General features: G+C 72.3%; 12 protein-coding genes. 6 read left to right on the top strand and 6 right to left on the bottom strand.

Annotated elements, in window-relative coordinates; translation table 11 throughout:
* Positions 1 to 137 precede the first annotated feature (137 nt).
* The 4 genes from ACIQM4_RS18675 to ACIQM4_RS18660 are packed head-to-tail and all read left to right on the top strand — an operon-like array spanning position 138 to position 4,858.
* On the top strand, positions 138 to 1,247 hold the full coding sequence (locus ACIQM4_RS18675) for an ABC transporter substrate-binding protein (RefSeq protein ID WP_401592618.1): 1,110 nt from the start codon (positions 138 to 140) through the stop codon (positions 1,245 to 1,247).
* Between the two features lies 1 nt (position 1,248).
* The gene (locus ACIQM4_RS18670) at positions 1,249 to 2,877 is read left to right on the top strand and encodes a sugar ABC transporter ATP-binding protein (protein ID WP_401592616.1); all 1,629 of its coding nucleotides are present in this window, start codon (positions 1,249 to 1,251) and stop codon (positions 2,875 to 2,877) included.
* Positions 2,874 to 3,836 carry an ABC transporter permease gene (locus ACIQM4_RS18665; RefSeq protein WP_401592614.1) on the top strand — a complete coding sequence of 321 codons (963 nt, stop codon included), beginning with the start codon at positions 2,874 to 2,876 and terminating at the stop codon, positions 3,834 to 3,836. Before ACIQM4_RS18670 ends, ACIQM4_RS18665 begins: the two co-directional genes overlap by 4 nt.
* A complete protein-coding gene (locus ACIQM4_RS18660; protein WP_401592612.1) occupies positions 3,833 to 4,858 on the top strand; it encodes an ABC transporter permease in 1,026 nt (341 codons plus the stop codon). The genes ACIQM4_RS18665 and ACIQM4_RS18660 overlap by 4 nt, the downstream gene beginning before the upstream one ends.
* Before the next feature lie 166 nt (positions 4,859 to 5,024).
* Here ACIQM4_RS18660 and katG read toward each other — a convergent pair whose 3' ends face one another.
* Complete coding sequence (gene katG, locus ACIQM4_RS18655) at positions 5,025 to 7,274, bottom strand: catalase/peroxidase HPI (RefSeq protein WP_401592610.1); 2,250 nt, start codon at positions 7,272 to 7,274, stop codon at positions 5,025 to 5,027.
* A gap of 259 nt (positions 7,275 to 7,533) precedes the next feature.
* Between katG and ACIQM4_RS18650 the strand changes: the two genes are divergently transcribed.
* Complete coding sequence (locus ACIQM4_RS18650) at positions 7,534 to 7,944, top strand: Fur family transcriptional regulator (protein ID WP_401592608.1); 411 nt, start codon at positions 7,534 to 7,536, stop codon at positions 7,942 to 7,944.
* Here ACIQM4_RS18650 and ACIQM4_RS18645 read toward each other — a convergent pair.
* From ACIQM4_RS18645 to ACIQM4_RS18630, 4 genes are read right to left on the bottom strand one after another with little or no spacing between them, the layout of a single operon-like run.
* Entirely contained in the window at positions 7,914 to 9,086 is a 1,173-nt protein-coding gene (locus ACIQM4_RS18645; RefSeq protein ID WP_401592606.1) for an XdhC family protein, read from the bottom strand. The genes ACIQM4_RS18650 and ACIQM4_RS18645 overlap by 31 nt on opposite strands.
* A complete protein-coding gene (locus tag ACIQM4_RS18640; protein WP_401592605.1) occupies positions 9,079 to 11,220 on the bottom strand; it encodes a xanthine dehydrogenase family protein molybdopterin-binding subunit in 2,142 nt (713 codons plus the stop codon). Before ACIQM4_RS18640 ends, ACIQM4_RS18645 begins: the two co-directional genes overlap by 8 nt.
* Positions 11,217 to 12,209 (bottom strand): FAD binding domain-containing protein, encoded by a 993-nt coding sequence (locus ACIQM4_RS18635; RefSeq protein ID WP_401592603.1) that lies wholly within the window; start codon positions 12,207 to 12,209, stop codon positions 11,217 to 11,219. The genes ACIQM4_RS18640 and ACIQM4_RS18635 overlap by 4 nt, the downstream gene beginning before the upstream one ends.
* Positions 12,206 to 12,796 carry a (2Fe-2S)-binding protein gene (locus ACIQM4_RS18630; protein WP_401592601.1) on the bottom strand — a complete coding sequence of 197 codons (591 nt, stop codon included), beginning with the start codon at positions 12,794 to 12,796 and terminating at the stop codon, positions 12,206 to 12,208. The genes ACIQM4_RS18635 and ACIQM4_RS18630 overlap by 4 nt, the downstream gene beginning before the upstream one ends.
* 146 nt (positions 12,797 to 12,942) lie before the next feature.
* On the opposite strand from ACIQM4_RS18630, the gene ACIQM4_RS18625 reads away from it, so the two are divergent.
* On the top strand, positions 12,943 to 13,527 hold the full coding sequence (locus tag ACIQM4_RS18625; RefSeq protein WP_401592599.1) for a TetR/AcrR family transcriptional regulator: 585 nt from the start codon (positions 12,943 to 12,945) through the stop codon (positions 13,525 to 13,527).
* A 150-nt stretch (positions 13,528 to 13,677) separates the two neighbouring features.
* Here ACIQM4_RS18625 and ACIQM4_RS18620 read toward each other — a convergent pair whose 3' ends face one another.
* Complete coding sequence (locus ACIQM4_RS18620; RefSeq protein ID WP_401592597.1) at positions 13,678 to 14,580, bottom strand: NADP-dependent oxidoreductase; 903 nt, start codon at positions 14,578 to 14,580, stop codon at positions 13,678 to 13,680.
* Positions 14,581 to 14,588 lie beyond the last annotated feature (8 nt).

Raw genomic sequence — 14,588 nt, 5'->3', positions numbered from 1 at the left:
ACGATGTAAAAACCTCCCCGAGCGCACAGCGAACCGTACGCAGTTCCGAACACCCAGACCCGCCGCACGAGTTGACCGCAAGAGCCGAACTCCCCGTGAGCGCCGACGGCGCCGGGGCCGCGCCATTTGGGGACTCCATGAAGCCGACCGCATCCCTTCGCCGCACCTCCCTCCAAGTCCTGCTCGCCACCGGCATCGCCGCGAGCCTCGCCCTGGTCTCCGGGTGCGCCAAGCCCGAGAACGACGGGGCGAGCGACCAGAGTTCGCAGAGCGGCTCGGGTTCGCAGGGCGACTCCGGCCAGGTCGTCGCCTCCCCGACCGGGGACGCGGGCCCGACCTGCGCCGTCGACGCCTACGGCGGCGAGAAGCTCGACCTGGCCAAGGCCACCGTCGGCTTCTCGCAGTCGGAGAAGGAGGCCAACCCCTTCCGCATCGCGGAGACGGCGTCGCTCAAGGCCGAGGCGCAGAAGCGCGGCGTCAAACTCCTCACCGCCAACGCGCAGTCGCAGTTCTCCAAGCAGATCACCGACGTCCAGGACCTCATCGCCAAGGGCGCCGACCTCCTGGTCATTGCCCCGCTCAACTCGGACGGCTGGGAACCGGTGCTGCGCGCCGCGGGGGCCAAGCACATACCGATCGTCACCGTGGACCGCAAGATCAACGCGACCGCCTGCAAGGACTACGTCAGCTTCATCGGCTCGGACTTCGTCGAGCAGGGCAAGCGCGCCGCCGACGAGATGATCAAGGCGACCGGCGGCAAGGGCAAGGTGGCCATCCTGCTCGGCGCGGCGGGCAACAACGTCACCACCGAGCGCACCAAGGGCTTCGCCGACCGGCTCAAGGAGAAGGCCCCCGGCCTGGAGATCGTCTTCCAGCAGACCGGTGAGTTCGCCCGCGAGAAGGGCCAGCAGGTCACCGAGCAGCTGATCCAGTCCAAGCCCGACATCGACGGGATCTACGCGGAGAACGACGAGATGGGCCTCGGCGCCGTCAACGCGCTCAAGGGCGCGGGCAAGAAGGCCGGCGACGTCAAGATCGTCACGGTCGACGGCACCAGGGGCGCGGTCCAGGGCATCGTCGACGGCTGGATCTCCGCGGTCATCGAGTCCAACCCCCGCTTCGGCCCGCTCGCCTTCCAGACCCTGGACGCCTTCACCAAGGGCGAGAAGGTCGCGCAGAACGTCGTCATCCAGGACAGCGCCTACACGAAGGACAACGCCGCCGCCGACGTCTCCAAGGCGTACTGACGTGCTGTCGGTGACCTCCCTCAGCAAGACCTTCCCCGGCGTACGGGCCCTCGACGGAGTCGAGTTCACCGCCCGCGCCGGGGAGGTGCACGCCCTCATCGGCGAGAACGGCGCCGGCAAGTCCACCCTGATCAAGGTGCTCACCGGTGTCTACCGGCCGGACCCCGGTTCGGGCCCGGTGACCTACGACGGCGCGCAGGTCCACTTCCGTACCCCCCTCGAAGCACAGCACGCGGGCATCTCCACCATCTACCAGGAGGTCAACCTCGTCCCCCTGATGAGCGTGGCCCGCAACCTCCTGCTCGGCCGCGAACCCCGTGGGCGCCTCGGCCTGATCGACTTCCGGCGTCTGCACCGCACGGCGCAGGAGGCACTGCGCGAGCTCGGCGTGCGCGTCGACGTCCGGCGCCCGCTGCGTGAACTGGGCGTCGGCGCCCAGCAGATGGTCGCGCTGGCGCGCGCCGTCGCGGTGGACGCCCGGGTCGTCGTGATGGACGAGCCGACCTCCTCGCTGGAGCCGCGCGAGGTGCGCACCCTGTTCCGGGTGATCAGGATGCTCCGCGAACGCGGCATCGCCGTCATCTACGTCAGCCACCGGCTGGAGGAGCTGTACGAGATCTGCGACGCGGTGACCGTGCTGCGCGACGGCAAGGTCGTCCACACGGGCCGCATCGAGAACCTGGACCGGCTGCGCCTGGTGTCGCTGATGCTGGGACGCGACCTGGGGACCGTGCAGGAGGAAGGCCTCACGAAGTTCTCCGGCGAGCACGACACCACCGGCGAACCGGTGCTCACCGCACGTAATCTGACGATACGTCACCAACTGCACGGGGTGACGCTCGACGTGCGGCCCGGGGAGGTCGTCGGCCTCGGCGGCCTGCTCGGGTCGGGCCGCAGCGAGACCGCCAAGGCCATCGCGGGCGCCCTGCCGCTGGACACCGGCGGCGTCCTTGTCGCCGGCCGCCCGGTGCGCCCCGGCTCCACCCCCGCGGCGATCCGCGCCGGCATCAGCCTGCTCCCCGAGGACCGCAAGGCCGAAGGGATCGTGCCGGGCCTCTCGGTACGGGAGAACATCGCGCTCGCCGCACTGCCGGGGCTCTCCCGGTTCGGCCTCGTCGACGAGGCCCGCATCGACCGCATCGTGGACACCTTCATGAAGCGGCTGAGCATCAAGGCGGCGGGACCGCACCAGAAGGTCGGCGAACTCTCCGGCGGCAACCAGCAGAAGGTCCTCCTCGCCCGCTGGCTCGCGATGAACCCCAAGGTGCTGCTGCTGGACGAGCCCACCCGGGGCATCGACGTCGGGGCCAAGGCCGAGGTGCAGAAGCTCATCGACGAACTCGCCGACGACGGTCTAGGCGTGCTGCTGATCTCCTCCGACCCGGAGGAACTCATCGAGGGCTCCGACCGCGTCGTCGTCCTCAAGGACGGCGCCGTGGTGGACGAACTGCGCGGCGACGCCGTCACCGAGGACCGGCTGATGCGGGCGATCGCCACCGCGGGCGGGTCGGGCGAGCCTGCCGCACCCGAGGCCGTCCGGGCGGCCGGGCAGGGCGACGACCAGGCGGCCGACCAGGCAGACCGGGACCAGGCAGACCGGGACCAGGCAGACCGGAGGGACCAGCCATGACCGAACTCACCGTGGGCCGCGACTCCCTCGACCGCGCCAGGCTGCTGCGCCTGCTCCAGGACTACGGCGTCTACCTCGGCGTCGCCGTCCTCCTGATCGTCAACATCGCCCTCACCCCGCACTTCCTGTCCACCGAGAACTTCCGCACCCAGGCCGTCCAGGTCGCCCCCGTCATCGTCGTGGCCCTCGGCATGGCGCTCGCCATCGGCAGCGAGGGCGTCGACCTGTCGGTGGGCTCGGTCATGGCGCTCGCCACCTCCCTGGTCTCGCTCTACCTCGGTTACGGGATGTGGTTCGCGTTCCTGGCGGCCCTGCTCGGCGGGGTGCTCGTCGGCGTCGCCAACGGCGCGCTCGTGGCCTTCGTCGGTGTGCAGCCGATCGTCGCCACCCTGGCGCTGATGGTGGCCGGACGAGGACTCGCCCTGGTGCTGCTGCCGCAGCTCAAGGACGTCCGCGACCCCGGCATGGCGGCCCTCGGCTCGGAAGCCGTGTTCGGCATCCCCTACCTGGTGCTGATCGCGGCGGGACTCGCGCTGCTCGTGGCGTTCGTCGTACGGCGTACCACCTTCGGCAGGCAGCTCCTGGCGATCGGCGACAGCCGGCCCGCCGCGCAGCTCGCCGGACTGCCCGTCCGGCGGGTGCTGATCCTGGTCTACGTGGCGTCCGGCATCCTGGCCGCGCTCGCGGGAGTGCTCGCCACGGCCCGCCTCACCGCCAGCGACCCGACCTCACTCGGCACCCTGATGGAACTCTCCGCCATCACCGCCGTCGTGGTCGGCGGCACCCCGCTCAGCGGTGGCCGGGTCCGCATCGGCGGCACCGTCGCCGGAGCCGTCCTGATCCAGCTCCTGACCGCCACGCTCATCAAGCACGACCTGCCGCCGTCGTGGACCCAGATCGCCCAGGCCGTGGTGATCGTCCTCGCCGTCTACGCGGCCCGGGAACGAGGGAAGCGATGACCACTGCCGGAATCGAGAAGCCGGCGCCCACGGCGCCCGCCCCCGACGAGGAACCGCCCGGCGCGTCCCGCCCGGAACGCCTGAGCGCCCTCGCCCAGCAGCACGGCGCCCTGGTCACCCTGGTGATCGCCGTGATCGCCGCGTCGCTGAGCTTCGACACCTTCCTCACCGGCGACAACCTCCAGAACATGGCGCTGTCCTCGGCGTTCCTGGCGGTCGTCGCGCTCGGCATGACCTTCGTGATCGTCACCGGCGGCATCGACCTGTCGGTCGGTTCCCTGTTCGCCCTCGGCGGGGTGCTCGCCGCCTGGGGTTCGCAGTACGGGACGCTGGTCGCCCTGCTCCTGCCGCTCGCCGTGTGCGGACTGATCGGCCTGGTCAACGGCCTGCTGATCGCCCGCTCCCGGCTCGCGCCGTTCATCGTGACGCTCGCCGCGATGCTCGGGGCGCGCGGCATCCTGCTGTCGGTCACGGACGAGGGCTCGAAGACGTACCTGGTCGACAAGTCGACCTTCTTCGCGACCCTGGGCCAGGACACCCTGTTCGGGGTGGGCCTGCCGGTCTGGATCACGGCGGCGCTGTTCGTCGTCGGCGCGCTGGCACTGCGGCGCAGCCGGTTCGGCCAGTACGTCTACGCGGTCGGCGGGAACGAGGACGCGGCGGCCCTGATGGGCGTGCCGGTGGCCCGTACGAAAATCACCGTCTACACGCTTTCCGGCCTGTGCGCGGGCCTGGCCGGCGCCCTGAACGCGGCCTGGCTCGTCTCCGGGGTGACCATCCTGGGCTCCGGCATGGAACTGGAGGCCATCTCCGCGGTCGTCATCGGCGGCACCCTGCTGACCGGAGGCTTCGGCTTCCTCAGCGGCTCGCTCGTCGGCGTTCTGCTGCTCAAGGTCATCCAGAACGTGATCAACCAGATCGGCTCGCTGGACTCCGCCTACCAGCAGGTGGTCAGCGGGGCGTTCCTGGCGGTGGTGGTGATCGCGCAGACCTGGCTGGGGCGCAGGCGCAAGGTGCTGTAGCGGGCTGCGGGCGTGTCATGCGGGGTCCGCGTGGGGATGTCGCGCTGCGGGCGTGTCGCGCGGGGAGCTACTTGCCGCGGGCGTGTCCCGCGGGGTCCGCGTGGGGATCTGCGGGGTCCGCATGGGGATCGCGGGCCGGCCGTCGCCGGCCGGCCCGCGGGGAGGATCAGACCAGGTCGAACCGGTCCAGGTTCATCACCTTGTGCCAGGCGGCGACGAAGTCGCTCACGAACTTCGCCTTCGCGTCGTCGCTCGCGTAGACCTCGGCGAGCGCACGCAGCTCGGAGTTCGAGCCGAAGACCAGGTCGGCCCGGGTGCCCGTCCACCTGACCTCGCCGCTCGACGCGTCCCGGCCCTCGAAGGAGTTCGAGTCACCGGAGACCGAGTGCCACGTGGTGCCCATGTCGAGGAGGTTGACGAAGAAGTCGTTCGTCAGCTTCCCCGGCGTGCTGGTGAGGACACCGGCCTGCGAGCCCTCGTAGTTGGCGCCCAGCACCCGCAGCCCGCCCACCAGGACGGTGAGTTCCGGGGCGCTCAGGTCCAGCAGGTTCGCCCGGTCCACCAGCAGGTACTCGGCCGGCAGCCGGTTGCCCTTGCCCAGGTAGTTGCGGAAACCGTCCGCGGCCGGCTCCAGGGCGGCGAACGACTCGACGTCGGTCTGCTCCTGCGAGGCGTCCACGCGGCCCGGCGTGAAGGGGACCTCCACGTCCGTGCCCGCGTCCTTGGCGGCCTTCTCGACGGCGACGCCGCCCGCGAGGACGATCAGGTCGGCGAGCGAGATGCGCTTGTTGTCGCTCCGCCCGGCGTTGAACGCCTGCTGGATGCCCTCCAGGGTGTGCAGCACCTGCGCCAGCTGGTCGGGGTCGTTGACCTCCCAGCCGTTCTGCGGCTCCAGCCGGATGCGGGCGCCGTTGGCACCGCCCCGCTTGTCACTGCCGCGGAACGAGGACGCCGAGGCCCAGGCGGTGGACACCAGCTCGGACACCGTCAGGCCGGAGGCGAGGATCTGCTCCTTGAGGGCGGTCAGCTCGTCGGCGCCGACGAGCTCGTGCTCCAGCGCGGGCAGCGGGTCCTGCCACAGCAGCGTCTCGCTCGGCACCTCCGGACCCAAGTACCGTACGGCGGGACCCATGTCACGGTGCGTCAGCTTGTACCAGGCGCGGGCGAACGCGTCCGCGAAGGCGTCCGGGTCGTCCTTGAAGCGCCGCGAGATCGCCTCGTACGCCGGGTCGAAGCGCAGCGAGAGGTCGGTCGTCAGCATGGTGGGGGCGTGCGACTTGGACGCGTCGTGCGCGTCGGGCACGGTGCCCGCGCCGCCGCCGTCCTTCGGCCGCCACTGGTGGGCGCCCGCGGGGCTCTTGAACAGCTCCCACTCGTAGCCGAAGAGGATGTTGAAGAAGGTGTTGTCCCAGGCGGTGGGGGTGTCCGTCCAGATCCCCTCCAGACCGCTGGTGATCGTGTCGCCGCCCTTGCCGGTGCCGTGGCTGTTGCGCCAGCCGAGGCCCTGCTGCTCCAGCGAGGCGGCCTCGGGGTCGTCGCCGACGGAGTCAGCGGGACCCGCGCCGTGCGTCTTGCCGAAGGTGTGGCCACCGGCGATCAGGGCGACGGTCTCCTCGTCGTTCATCGCCATCCGGCGGAACGTCTCACGGATGTCGCGGGCCGCGGCGATCGGGTCCGGGTTGCCGTTGGGGCCCTCGGGGTTGACGTAGATGAGGCCCATCTGGACCGCGCCGAGCGGCTTCTCCAGCTCGCGGTCGCCGGTGTAGCGCTCGTCGTCGAGCCAGGTGGTCTCGGGACCCCAGTAGACGTCCTCGTCGGCCTCCCAGACGTCCGCGCGGCCACCGGCGAAGCCGAAGGTCTTGAAGCCCATGGACTCCAGGGCCACGTTGCCGGTGAGGATCAGCAGGTCGGCCCAGGAGATGCTCTGGCCGTACTTCTTCTTCACCGGCCACAGCAGCCGCCGTGCCTTGTCGAGGCTGACGTTGTCCGGCCAGCTGTTGAGCGGGGCGAACCGCTGCTGACCCGCGCCGGCGCCGCCGCGGCCGTCGGTGATGCGGTACGTGCCCGCGCTGTGCCAGGCCATCCGGACCATCAGCGGGCCGTAGTGGCCGAAGTCGGCGGGCCACCAGTCCTGCGAGGTGGTCAGCACCTCGGCGATGTCCCGCTTCACGGCGGGGAGGTCCAGGCCCTCGAACGCCTTCGCGTAGTCGAACTCCGCGCCGAGCGGGTTGGCCACGGCGGGGTTCTTGGCGAGGATCTTCAGGTTGAGGCGCTCCGGCCACCACTGACGGTTGCCGCCACCCTGGGTGGGGTGCTTGGCGCGCCCGTGCACGACGGGGCAGCCCCCGGTTTCGCCCGTTGCGCCTGTTTCGTCCGTCTTCGAGTCGGTGACGATCGCATCGTGGTTGTCAGCCATGGAAGTCCTCTCGCAGCTGGGCAGTTTCAGCCGGCTTGCGGATTGCGCAAGTTGGCGGATTCAGTGAGTTGAGTGGGCGGGTGGCCTTCTTGGACTTCCTGCTGTCCCTTGGACCTCGGCCCTGGCCCTTCACCATGAACCGATCCTATGGTGGACAGGTTCCAGGTCAAGAAGCTCACCTGTTCCATATTTCATCGGAACTGTGCCAACGGGCGATAAACTCCGAGTGACCTTGCCGACATCGGATGGGTGGTCCGTCATGAGTGACCTGCTGGAACGGCTGCGCGGACGCGGCTGGCGGATGACCTCCCAGCGGCGTGTCGTCGCCGAGGTGCTTGACGGCGAGCACATCCACCTCACGGCGGACGAGGTGCACGCCCGCGCGGTGGGCCGTCTCCCCGAGATCTCCCGGGCGACCGTCTACAACACGCTGGGCGAGATGGTCTCCCTCGGTGAGGTCGCCGAGCTCTCCACCGACGGCCGTGCCAAGCGGTACGACCCCAACGCGCGCCGCCCGCACCAGCACCTGGTCTGCTCCGGGTGCGGGGTCATCCGCGACGTGCACCCGGTCGGGGACCCGCTGGAGGGCCTGCCGGCCGACCAGCGGTACGGATTCTCCGTGTCCGAGGCGGCGATCACCTACCGGGGGCTCTGCCCGGCCTGCGCGTGAGCGTACGGGGGAGGGCCCGCCGCGCCGTCCGCCGTGACGGGAAGGGCCCTGTGCAGCGGCGTACTTGAGCCGGTCAGGGGCCGGCCACTGCCCCCGTGCCTGGCCGCGACGATCTCCGCGGCGATCGACAGCGCGGTCTCCTCCGGGGTGCGGGCCCCGAGGTCGAGACCGATCGGTGAGCGCAGACGCGCCAGTTCTCCTTCGCCGACACCCGCCTCACGCAGCCGGTCCAGCCGCTCGGCGTGGGTACGGCGCGAACCCATCGCCCCGACGTAACCGACCGGCAACCGCAGCGCGTCGGCCAGCAGCGGCACGTCGAACTTGGCATCGTGCGTGAGCACGCAGAGCACCGTGCGCCCGTCGGTCGCGGTACGCCGCAGATAGTGGTGCGGCCACTCCACGACGACCTCGTCCGCGTCCGGGAACCGGGCCTTGGTGGCGAAGACGGGCCGGGCGTCGCACACGGTCACGTGGAAGCCCAGGAACTTGCCCACGCGCACGAGCGCCGCCGCGAAGTCGACCGCACCGAACACGATCATGCGCGGCGGCGGCACCCGGCACTCGACGATCAGGGTGAGCCCGCCGGGACAGCGCGACCCGTCGGCGGAGACCTCCACCGAGCCGGTGCGGCCGAGCTCCAGCGCCGCCCCGGCCTCCTCCCGCGCGAGGAGGTCCAGCGGCGCGCCGCCGCCCAGGCTTCCCTGGTACGAACCGTCACCGCGCACCAGCAGTGCCGCGCCCATGAGTTCCGCGGGGCCGCGGACGACCCGTACGAGCGCCGCAGGGCCGCCCGCGGCGAACGCGGTGATCACGGGTCGGGCACGGGCATCGGCCCGCACCGGCGTGACCAGGACCTCCACGGTCCCGCCGCAGGTCAGACCGACGGCGAAGGCGTCGTCCGTGCTGTAGCCGAACCGCTCGACCACGGTCCTGCCGTCGTCGAGTGCCTGCCGGCACAGCTCGTACACCGCTCCCTCCACGCAGCCGCCGGAGACCGAGCCGATCGCGGCGCCCGCCCCGTCGACGGCGAGGGCGGCGCCCGGGCCGCGGGGAGCGCTGCCGCTCACGCCGACCACGGTGGCCACCGCGAACTCGCGTCCCTCCCCGGCCCAGGCACCCAACTCCTCCAGGAGATCAAGCACGTTCGGCGCCCGCCACGGCGGTGGCCGACAGCACGCGGTCGGGCCGGATCGGCAGATGGCGGTGGCGTACGCCGGTGGCGTGGTGGACCGCGTTGGCGATCGCCGCTGCCGCGCCCACGATGCCGACCTCGCCGATGCCCTTGATCCCGATGGGGTCGTCCTCGTCCAGGTCGTCGTGCAGCCAGTCCGCCTCGACGTTCGGGACGTCGGCGTGCGAGGCGACGTGGTACCCGGCGAGGTCCGCGCCGACGTGGGCACCCGAGGCCCGGTCCCGTACCGCCTCCTCGTGCAGGGCCATGGAGATGCCCCAGGTCATCCCGCCGACCAGCTGATTGCGGGCGGTCAGCGGATTGACGATGCGGCCCGCCGCGAAGATGCCGAGCATCCGGCGCACCCGCACCTCGCCGGTGCCGACGTCCACCGCCACCTCGGCGAACTGGGCGCCGAACGAGTGCCGTTCACGCTGCGGCAGCGCCGCGAGCGCCGCCGCGGTGTCGGAGGTGACGGTGACGCCCTCCGGCGGTAGGTCGACACCGGGGACGAGCAGCGCGCGCAGTTCCGCGGCGGCGGAGGTGATCGCCAGTGCCCAGGAGCGGGTGCCCGCCGAGCCGCCCGCGACCATCGCGGGGCCGAAGTCGCTGTCCCCGATCCGGACGCGCACCCGGTCGGGCGTCGTCTCCAGGGCGTCGGCGGCGATCAGTGTGAGGGCGGTGCGCGCGCCCGTCCCGATGTCGGCGGCGGTGATGCGGACGGTGAAGCCGCCGTCCGGCTCGGCCGTCACCGAAGCCGTGGAGGGCATGGCCCCGGCGGCGAAGGAGGCAGCCGCGGTACCGGTGCCCAGCAGCCAGCGTCCCTCGCGGCGCTGCCCGGGCCGCGGATCGCGGTCCGCCCAGCCGAACCTCGCCGCACCCTCGTGGAAGCAGTCCAGCAGCCGCCGGCCGGCGAACGGCAGCCCGGACACCGGACCCCGGTCGGGTTCGTTGCGGGAGCGCAGGACGATCGGGTCGATGCCGCACTTCTCGGCCAGCTCGTCGATCGCGCTCTCCAGCGCGAACGACCCGGGGGCCTCCCCGGGGGCGCGCATGAACGTCGGGCCGGGCACGTCGAGCGGCACGACCTGGTGCGCGGTGCGGTGCGCCGGTGCGTCGTAGAGGACCCGGCTGGGTGTGGCGCACGGCTCCAGGAACTCGCCCCGCGTGGAGGTGAGGTTCAGCGCGGTGTGTTCCAGCGCGCGCAGCCTGCCGTCCGGGTCGGCGCCGAGCCTGACCCGCTGGGCGGTGGGGCTGCGGTAGCCGGTCAGCGAGAACACCTGACGGCGCGTCAGCACCACCCTTACGGGCCGTTGCAGAAGGGTCGCGGCCATCACCGCGGCGATCTGGTTGGCCCGTACGCCCTTGGAGCCGAAGCCGCCGCCGATGTGCTCGGAGCGCACCCGCACCGACGCCGGGTCGAGCGAGAAGAGGTTCGCGAGTTCCCCCTGCACCCAGCCCGCGCCCTGGTTGGAGTCGACGACCTCCAGCCGGCCGTCCTCCCAGCGGGCCGTGGTCGCGTGCGGCTCCATCGAGCTGTGGTGTTCCTCGGGGGTGCTGTACTCGGCGTCCACGACCGCGGCGGACCGGGCGAGTTCGGCCGCCAGGTCGCCCTTCTCGGTCTTCGAAGGGGCGTGGGGCGCGCCAGTCGCGGGGACCGCCCCCGGCCGTCCGGCGTAGAAGTCCACGTCGTGCGGCTGCGGCGCGTAGCGCACCACGAGCGACTCGGCGGCTTCCCGGGCCTGTTCGGACGTCTCGGCGACGACCAGCGCGACGGGCCAGCCCGCGTACGGCACCAGGTCGTCCTGGAACAGCGCGGTGGCGGGGTCGGGGGTCAGGCCCATGAACGAGGGGAAGTCGGTCTCCAGCCGGGGGGCGTTCTTGTGGTGCAGCACCGCGAGGACACCGGGCATGGCCAGGACCGCCTCGTCCTCGACGGCCAGGACGCGCCCGCGGGCCACGGCGGACGACGCCAGCCAGCCGTGGGCGAGCCGGTCGAAGGGGAGCTCGGCCGCGTACCTGGCGGCGCCGGTGACCTTGTCGTACCCCTCCACCCGGGTGTGTGCGGTGCCGACGGAGCCCCTGAGGGGAGTCGTACTGGTCATCGGGCGGCCTCCTCGGCGAGTTCGGTGAGCACGGCGACCACGAGGTTGCGCATCAGGGTGACCTTGTAGCCGTTGTGCGGCAGCGGCACGGCCGCGGCCAGCTCGGCGTCCGCGGCGGCCGCGAAGGAGTCGGCCGTCGCGGGCGCCCCGCGCAGCACCCGCTCGGCCGCCGACGCCCGCCAGGGCCGTGACGCGACGGCGCCGAGGGCGAGGCGCACGTCCCGGACGGCACCCGCCTCGATCTCCAGCGCGGCGGCGACCGAGCCGATCGCGAAGGCGTACGAGGCGCGCTCACGCACCTTGCGGTAGCGGGAGAGAGCGGCCACCGGGGTGGGCGGCAGCGCGACCCCGGTGATCAGCGCGCCGGTGGGCAGCGCGGTCTCCAGGTGCGGTGTACTGCCGGGCGCCAGATAGAGGTCGGCGAGCGGCAACTCGCCCGCGCCCTCGGTCGTTTCGTACGTCACGAGAGCGTCGAACGCGGTCAGGGCAACGGCCAGGTCGGAGGGGTGCACGGCCACGCAGTGCTCGGACGCGCCGAGGATCGCGGCATTGTGGTGCTCGCCCTTTACGGCCGGACAGCCGGTGCCGGGCGCGCGCTTGTTGCAGGGCTGGGTGACGTCGGTGAAGTAGCCGCAGCGGGTGCGCTGGAGGAGGTTGCCGCCGACCGTGGCCATGTTGCGCAGCTGGCCGGAGGCGCCGGCGACCACGGCCTGCGTCAACGCCGGGTAGCGCAAGCGCACTTCGGGGTGCGCGGCGAGCGCGCTGTTGCTGACGGTCGCGCCGATGCGCAAGGTGCCGTCCTCGGCGCGCTCGATGCGGTCCAGTGGCAGACCGCGCAGGTCCACCAGCCGGGCCGGCCGCTCCACGCCGGTCTTCATCAGATCGACGAGGTTGGTGCCGCCGCCGAGGAAGCGGGCCTCCGGGTCGGCGTCCAGGAGCGCGAGCGCACCGGACACGTCATGCGCGCGCTGATATCCGAACTCCCTCATGCGACGGCCCCCTTGGCGCTGTTCTCGGTGCTGGCGGCCGTGCCCGCGGCCTGCTCCGGGGCGGAGCCGGCCGCACGGGCGACGGCCTGGACGATCGACGCGTACGCGCCGCAGCGGCACAGGTTGCCGCTCATCCGTTCGCGGATCTCCGCGCCGGTGAGCGGTGGTGGCACTGCGGCGGGCCGCAGGTCCTCGGTGGCGGCGCTGGGCCAGCCGGCCGCGTGTTCCTCGATGACCGCGACGGCGGAGCAGATCTGCCCGGGGGTGCAGTAGCCGCACTGGAGGCCGTCCAGGTCGAGGAAGGCCTGCTGCACCGGGTGCAGCCTGCCGCCCTCGGCAAGACCTTCGACAGTACGGATCTCACGTCCCTCGGCGGCAACCGCCAGCTCAAGACAGGACAAGGAGCGGCTGCCGTCCACCAGCACGGTGCAGGCGCCGCACTGACCTTGGTCGCAGCCCTTCTTGGTGCCGGTCAGGTCGAGCCGCTCGCGCAGGGCGTCGAGCAGGGTGGTGCGGTGGTCGACGGTGAGTGAGTGCTTCTCGCCGTTCACGTTGAGCACGATGACACTGGACGTGGACAAGGCCATGGTCAGTCTTCTTTCGCGTGCGTAAGCGGTGGAATTCACGGTTAGAGTGGACTCAACCGGACAGTTGTCCGCTACCGCAGAACGTACCGGACAATTGTCCGCTTCACAAGGGCCGGGTGCGTCGGCGATCCCCACGAGGAGGGCACATGCACGAGAAGAAGTCCGCGCCCGTCCGCGTCGACGCGCAGCGCAACCGCGAACGCATCCTGGAAGTCGCGCTGGCCGAGCTGACCGAGGCCGCGGACGTGCCGTTGAGCACCATCGCCAAGAAGGCGGGCGTCGGGCAGGCCACCTTCTACCGCAACTTCCCGCACCGGGAGGCGCTCGTCCTGGAGGTCTTCCGGCACGAGATGCACCAGGTGGCGGACAGCGCGAGCCAGTTGCTGGAGTCCGCGGCGCCGGACGAGGCACTGCGCGAATGGCTGGACCGGCTGGCGCAGTTCGCGATGACCAAGGCGGGCCTCGCCGAGGCGATCCGCCAGGCCACCAGCGCGCCCGGCGCCCCGGCGAAACCGGGCCACGCCCCGATCACCGACGCCGCACAGCTCCTGCTGTGCGCGGGCGAGGAGGCCGGCACGATCCGCGCCGGAGTCACCGCGGACGACCTGCTCCTCGCGGTCGGCGGCCTCTGGCAGATCGACCCCGAGGGCGACTGGCAGCCACGCGCGGGCCGGCTCCTCGACCTCGTCATGGACGGCCTGCGCGCGGGCGCGACGCGTCGGGCGGACTGAGCGGCGCGGGCGGGGTGGGTGGCGCGGGCGGGGTGGGTGGCGCGGCCGGGGTGGGCGGCGCGGGCAGGGTGGATGGCGCGGGCGGACTGAGCGGCGCGGCCGGGGTGGGTGGCGCGGCTGGAGTGGGTGGCGCGGCCGGCGTGGGGAGCGTCAGCCGACCAGCAGCACGAGCTTTCCGCGGACCAGCCCCTGCTCGCCCGCCCGGTGCGCCTGGGCGACCTCGGACAGCGGGAAGGTCCGCGCGACCGGGAGCGAGAAGCGACCGGCCCCGACCAGTTCGCCGATGCCGTCGAGCGCGTGCAGCGCGCGGCCCGCATCGCCGCTGCTGAACCGCACCCCGTGCTCCCGCGCCCCCTGGAAGTCGGAGACGGCGAGGACCCGTTCGGGTGCGCCTGCGAGCGCCACGAGTTCGGCGAGCACCCCGCTCCCCGCGACGTCGAGCGCGAGGTCGACACCCTCCGGAGCGAGCGCGCGCACCCTGGCCGTAAGCCCGGCGCCGTAGCTGACCGGCTCGGCGCCCAGGGAACGGACGTAGTCGTGGTTCGCCGGGCCCGCTGTGCCGATCACGCGCGCGCCACGCACCACGGCGAGCTGCACCGCCGCACTGCCGACGCTCCCCGAGGCGCCGTTGACCAGCAGGGTCCCGCCGCCCAGGACGCCGAGCTGGTCGAGTGCGCGGGTGGCCGTCTCCACGGCGGCGGGCAGCGCGGCGGCGCCGGCGAAACCGAGGGAGGGCGGGACGGGCGCGTAGTGGGACAGCACCGCCAGCTCGGCCTGGGCGGCCCCGTCGGCGGAGAAGCCGAACACGCGGTCGCCGACCGCCACGCCCGTGGCCCCGGGACCGAGCTCGTCCACGATGCCGGCCGCCTCGTACCCCAGGGTCTGCGGCAGCCCCTCGTCCATCAGGCCCTGGCGCTTCTTCCAGTCGCTCGGGTTGACCCCGGCCGCGCGCACCGCGATCCGGACCTGGCCGGGGCCCGGGTGCGGATCGGGAAGGTCCACGAGTTCGAGGACCTCGGGGCCGCCGAACCGGCTGTAGCGGACTGCCTTCATGGCGCGCA

It is taken from the genome of Streptomyces sp. NPDC091272, assembly GCF_044757485.1.
Taxonomy (GTDB): Bacteria; Actinomycetota; Actinomycetes; order Streptomycetales; family Streptomycetaceae; genus Streptomyces.
The sequence above is the reverse complement of the archived record's forward strand: the minus strand, read 5'-3'. Positions and strand labels throughout refer to the sequence as shown.